Origin of the sequence: Rhodopseudomonas sp. AAP120 (assembly GCF_001295845.1) — a bacterium.
Lineage (GTDB): Bacteria > Pseudomonadota > Alphaproteobacteria > Rhizobiales > Xanthobacteraceae > Rhodopseudomonas.
On sequence record NZ_LJIC01000024.1, the window covers coordinates 1 to 4,896 of the forward strand.

Here is a 4,896-nt window from a genome sequence, read left to right on the forward strand (position 1 = left end):
CGGAGCCTGTCATCGGGCGGCGCTCCGCGCCGACCCGTTGGCTCGCAATGACGGGGTCGGCGGCCGTCAGCCTCACCCACCGTCATTCCGGGGCGCTCGCTCTTGCGAGCGAACCCGGAATCTCGAAGTTGTGGCAAAAGCCGGTCGCAGAGCCCATCGAGATTCCGGGTTCGCGCTGCGCGCGCCCCGGAATGACGGTGCTTGGGGCGGGGTCGAAGGGGCCGCCTCAACTATCAGCTCATTTGTCGGCGCCAACTCATCTGTCGGCGCCAACCCAACCGTCAACGCCAACTAACCGGTCAGCGCCGCCTTCACCAAGCCGCTGGCCTTGCCGAAATCCATCTGGCCGGCGTACTTCGCCTTCAGCGCGGCGATCACCTTGCCCATGTCCTTGATTCCGGCGGCGCCGGTCTCGCTGATCACGGCGGCGATCGCGGCCTTGACCTCGTCGTCGGACATCTGCTGCGGCAGATAGGCCTGGATCACGGCGATTTCGGCGCGCTCCTGGTCGGCGAGTTCGGCGCGGCCGCCTTTGTCGTAGAGCTCGACGGATTCCTGGCGCTGCTTGATCATCTTCTGCAGCAGGCTGAGCAGATCGCCATCGCTGAGCGGCGGCTTGCCCTGGCCGCGGGCTTCGATGTCGGCGTTCTTGATGGTCGAGTTCACCATCCGCAGCGTCGACAGCTTGCGCTCGTCCTTGGCCTTCATCGCCTCTTTGACGGCGGTGTTGATGTTTTCGCGCAGCATGTCGGGCTCCTTCGGAATTTCGTCAAAAAGACCGTCATTGCGAGCGAAGCGAAGCAATCCAGCGCCGTGCACTGCGCTGGATTGCTTCGTCGCTTCGCTCCTCGCAATGACGAGGAAATGGTGGTTTTCGAGGCCAGATGTAGGCGGTTCGCCCGGCCGAAACAACTCTAGTTCCGCAGCCACTCGGTGAGCGCCGCGGCGGTGGCGGCGGGTTGTTCGATCTGCGGCATGTGTCCGCAATCCGGGATGATCACCAGTTTGGCCCCGGCGATGCCGTCGGCCATCTCCTGCGACAGACTGTTGGGAATCGTGTTGTCGGTGTCGCCGCTCAGCACCAGCGTCGAACAGGCGATGGTCGCCAGCGTCGGGCGGGAATCGGCGCGGGCGATGATGGCGCGCTGCTGCCGGGCGAAGCCGGCGGCGCCGACGTCGTCGCCCATGTCGTGAATGATCCGGCGCAGGCCGTTGTCGTCGGCGCGCGACGGATGCACGAAGCCGGGATACAGCTCGTCCAGCACGCCGTGCAGCCGGCCGGCATTGGCCTCGCCGACCTGCCGGGTGCGCCGCGCCGAGGCCTCCGGGCTGTCCGGCCGCGCCTGGGTGTTGATCAGCGCCAGTTTCGCCACCCGATCCGGCGCCTGGCGCATGATCTCGAAGGCGATGTAGCCGCCCATCGAATGGCCGGCGAGCGCGAACCGCTGCGGCGCCTCCGACAGCACGCGCCGGGCGATCGCCGCCATGCTGTCGTCGCGGATATGGTTGGCCACGGTCACCGGGCCGAACGCCCACAGCGCGGGCGCGACCGGCGCATAGATCCGCGGCGAACTCGCCAGGCCCGGAATCAGCACGATCGGCAACGATGTGTCCATGGAACCTCCCTGTGCGCACGATTCGGACCGGCGCAGGCGGGCGAAGCTAAGCCCGGGAGAATCCCTGTCAAATATCACCGAAATGCGCACACTTTGCCGGCCGCAGCGCTTTGACGGCGCCGCCGGGCGCGACTATGTAATGCGCTCATGACCAATTCAGCATCCAATCCCGCCTGGCCGGACCATAAACCGACCGCGCTGCTCGTGCTCGCCGATGGCACGGTGTTCGAAGGCTTCGGCCTCGGCGCCGTCGGCTCCGCCGTGGGCGAGGTCTGCTTCAACACCGCGATGACCGGCTACGAGGAGATCCTCACCGATCCCTCCTACGCCGGGCAGCTCATCACCTTCACCTTCCCGCATATCGGCAACGTCGGCACCAACGACGAGGATATCGAGACGGTGAACATGGCGGCGACGCCGGGCGCGCGCGGCGTGATCCTGCGCGGCGCCATCACCGACCCGTCGAACTATCGCTCGTCGAAGAACCTCGACGCCTGGCTGAAGGCGCGCGGCATCATCGGCCTGTCGGGCATCGACACCCGCGCGCTGACCGCGCTGATCCGCGAAAAGGGCATGCCCAACGCGGTGATCGCCCATTCGCCGAGCGGCGAATTCGACCTGCACGCGCTGAAGGAAGAAGCCCGCGAATGGCCCGGCCTCGAGGGCATGGACCTGGTGCCGATGGTCACCTCCGGCCAGCGCTTCACCTGGGACGAGACGCCGTGGGCGTGGGGCGAAGGTTTTGGCCGGCAGGACAAGCCTGAATTCAACGTCGTGGCGATCGACTACGGCATCAAGCGCAACATCCTGCGGCTGCTCGCCGGCGAAGGCTGCAAGGTCACGGTCGTGCCCGCCACCACCTCGGCTGAAGACATCCTGGCGATGAAGCCGGACGGCGTGTTCCTGTCGAACGGCCCGGGCGATCCGGCCGCGACCGGCAAATATGCGGTGCCGGTGATCCAGCAGGTGATCCAGTCCGGCGTGCCGACCTTCGGCATCTGCCTCGGGCATCAGATGCTCGGCCTCGCGCTCGGCGGCAAGACCGTGAAGATGCATCAGGGCCACCACGGCGCCAATCATCCGGTCAAGGATCTCACCACCGGCAAGGTCGAGATCACCTCGATGAATCACGGCTTCGCGGTCGACAAATCGACGCTGCCCGGCAACGTGCAGCAGACCCACGTGTCGCTGTTCGACGAGAGCAATTGCGGCATCGCGCTGGCCGACAAGCCGGTGTTCTCGGTGCAGTACCACCCCGAGGCCTCACCCGGCCCGCGGGACTCGCACTATCTGTTCCGCCGCTTCAGCGACCTGATGCGGGCGAAGAAGAGCGCGGCCTGAGCGCGAAGTTTTTCCGATCAGATCTGACCTTTGGAACGGGCTCGGCCGGATGGCCGGGCCCTTTTCGTATGCACGCCCGCGATCTCCCTCGCAGTGTCCGGCATGAACCGGACAGCTCGTAGTGTCATGTCAAGTTGACAACGGAGCCTGTCACGATAATTTGACCAAGCGAGAGAACACCGTGAACGGACCGGCCAGCAGGCGCTGGTGGACCAGAGCGGAGGTCTCAGCCGGGACTGGTGCCCGGACGGCAGCGTGGCCACGCCTGAGGGGGCAGCCATCGACTGACCAGCCGGTGAACTCGGTCCGGTTGCTGCTCGCGGCACTCGCGTGCGGGTTCAGCACGAATTCATGAATCTCTGAGGAGGTTATTATGGCAGACGATCCCAACAAGGTCTGGCCGACCGGTCTGACGATCGCGGAGTCGGAAGAGATCCACAAGCACGTGATCGACGGTACGCGCGTCTTCGGCGCGATCGCGATCGTGGCGCATTTCCTCGCCTACGTTTACTCGCCCTGGCTGCACTAAGGGAGATCGGACATGAATCAAGGACGTATCTGGACCGTCGTGAATCCGACCGTCGGCCTGCCGCTGCTGCTCGGCAGCGTCACCGTGATCGCGATCCTGGTGCACGCCGCGGTGCTGAACAACACCGCCTGGTTCCCGAAGTACTGGCAGGGTGGCGCCGCTGTCGCCGCCGCGCCGGCCGCTCCGGCCCCGGCTGCTGCTCCGGCGAAGAAGTAAGCTTCGTCTAGCGACATCGACCGACGCCCGTCGGGGTCCTCAGGACCTCGGCGGGCGTCGTGCATTTTGGCGGCCGGATCGCGACCGACCAAGACGGCCGCGGCGGAGCCAAGATACGCCGAGCGTGCGTGCGCGATCCCGGGCGCGATCGCCGTCGCCGATCTGACGTCTTCACCTTACACGACATCTCGCCGCGCATGCGTTCGGACGGTCGGCGTGCCGACACATGCAGGTGTCCGCGGAGGTGACAGCACGATGTCGCTACGGCTCGACACACCGGACACCTCGCCGCACGAGATCACAGCAGAGACGACTCGCACGCGTCGAGTCATCGCAGCGATCACAACCGCAACGAGTCCGCTGTGGCGCGCGTGCGCCAACGTGTGGCGCGCGCGCCTCGTTTACACTTGTGGCACGGACGCGCCGTCGCGACGCGCTGTGCGATCTGGAATCGCTCCAACGCGACGCCACATGGACGCATCGTAACGATGCGAGAAACTCCTGTGCCGCAGCGCTTTCTTGCATCACCGCAAGCCGCTCGCGAGCGCGCTCACTTAAAAATCAGTAACGTCACTGCAACTTCATCCAGCGGACCCACTTGAGCCGCATTGCATCGGCATTGATGCAAACCTGAAATGAAGGAGGCCATCGATGACTGCCATGAACCAGCCGAAGTTCGATCCCGATTACGTCGCGACGCTGCGCGAAGTGCTCGATATCGCGGTTGAGCAGATCGCGATGGAGCATCGCACGCCGGCCACCAAAGCGATGATGGCGCAGATCATCGTGCAGAACGCCGCGCGCGGGATCACCGATGCCAACGCGCTGGTGCACGACGCCGTCCGCGCCGGCGCCCACGGCGCGCCGTAAGCGCCCCTCGCGGCCGTGCCACCGCGCGGTCAACGTTCCGCCCGCCCTTCCACGCGCCGCGCCTTCGCGGCGCGTTTTGATTCGGAAAACCCCACGCACGTCATTCCGGGCGCGCGCGGCGCGAACCCGGAATCCCGCAGTTGTGGAAACGACAGATTCGCAGAACGCTTCGAGCTTCCGGGTTCACGCGCGTTGCGCGTGCCCCGGAATGACGGGCGTGAGGCTAGAGCGGTTCATCGATTGATTGAAGCGCTATGGCCCGCTCCAAATTGCACTGAGTCCTCATCCTGAGGAGCCCGGCGAAGCCGGGCGTCTCGAAGGATG

General features: G+C 65.7%; 6 protein-coding genes. 4 read left to right on the forward strand and 2 right to left on the reverse strand.

The window, feature by feature from the left end; genetic code table 11:
• Nucleotides 1-291: 291 nt before the first annotated feature.
• Both IP86_RS05555 and IP86_RS05560 read right to left on the reverse strand, forming a co-directional pair.
• On the reverse strand, nt 292-747 hold the full coding sequence (locus IP86_RS05555; protein WP_054161532.1) for a GatB/YqeY domain-containing protein: 456 nt from the start codon (nt 745-747) through the stop codon (nt 292-294).
• Between the two features lie 167 nt (nt 748-914).
• A complete protein-coding gene (locus tag IP86_RS05560) occupies nt 915-1,616 on the reverse strand; it encodes an alpha/beta fold hydrolase (RefSeq protein ID WP_054161527.1) in 702 nt (233 codons plus the stop codon).
• A 147-nt stretch (nt 1,617-1,763) separates the two neighbouring features.
• On the opposite strand from IP86_RS05560, the gene carA reads away from it, so the two are divergent.
• From carA to IP86_RS05580, 4 genes are all read left to right on the forward strand, one after another.
• Nucleotides 1,764-2,957 (forward strand): glutamine-hydrolyzing carbamoyl-phosphate synthase small subunit, encoded by a 1,194-nt coding sequence (carA, locus tag IP86_RS05565; RefSeq protein ID WP_054161528.1) that lies wholly within the window; start codon nt 1,764-1,766, stop codon nt 2,955-2,957.
• 373 nt (nt 2,958-3,330) lie between these two features.
• Nucleotides 3,331-3,486: a light-harvesting antenna LH1, beta subunit gene (gene pufB / locus IP86_RS05570; RefSeq protein ID WP_054161529.1), complete on the forward strand. Its 156-nt coding sequence runs from the start codon at nt 3,331-3,333 to the stop codon at nt 3,484-3,486.
• A 12-nt stretch (nt 3,487-3,498) separates the two neighbouring features.
• A complete protein-coding gene (locus IP86_RS05575; RefSeq protein ID WP_054161530.1) occupies nt 3,499-3,702 on the forward strand; it encodes a light-harvesting protein in 204 nt (67 codons plus the stop codon).
• Between the two features lie 651 nt (nt 3,703-4,353).
• On the forward strand, nt 4,354-4,572 hold the full coding sequence (locus tag IP86_RS05580; protein WP_054161531.1) for a hypothetical protein: 219 nt from the start codon (nt 4,354-4,356) through the stop codon (nt 4,570-4,572).
• Nucleotides 4,573-4,896: the final 324 nt, after the last annotated feature.